Raw genomic sequence first — 388 nt, 5'->3', positions numbered from 1 at the left:
CCTCCACAAAAAACATTTGATGAACTAATTGCACAAGAATCACCAAAACCGACACAAGATTTAATACTTGAACCAAAACCTCCAAAGCCTAGAATTGTTAAAGGTGCAGGAGTTACTGTTGTCGCTTCATCTAATAATGATGGATTTGGAAATAATGGCACAGGAAACAGGGAAGAATTTGGAGAAAAACCTAACACAGTGTTTGAGTTTGGACAAAATGGTACTTTACAAAACTCTAATAATTTACAAGGTGGTAGTAGTGGAGATTTTGTTGGAGAGGTCTTCACTCCCACAATCGCTAAAGTTAGCGAATTTGATCAAAATTTACTATTACCTAAAGGAACTTATATAGGCTGTGCTTTAAAAACAAGATTGGTAAGTTCTATTA

General features: G+C 35.1%; 1 protein-coding gene. It reads left to right on the top strand.

Annotated features, from left to right (window positions below):
* Nucleotides 1–388: hypothetical protein (locus DYI42_RS24710; RefSeq protein WP_213549668.1), on the top strand; the 388-nt coding region annotated here is incomplete at both ends.

The sequence above is a fragment of the Vannielia litorea genome, from assembly GCF_018424695.1.
Classification (GTDB): Bacteria; Pseudomonadota; Alphaproteobacteria; order Rhodobacterales; family Rhodobacteraceae; genus Vannielia; species Vannielia litorea_A.
This window is presented reverse-complemented; position numbering and strand designations above follow the sequence as displayed.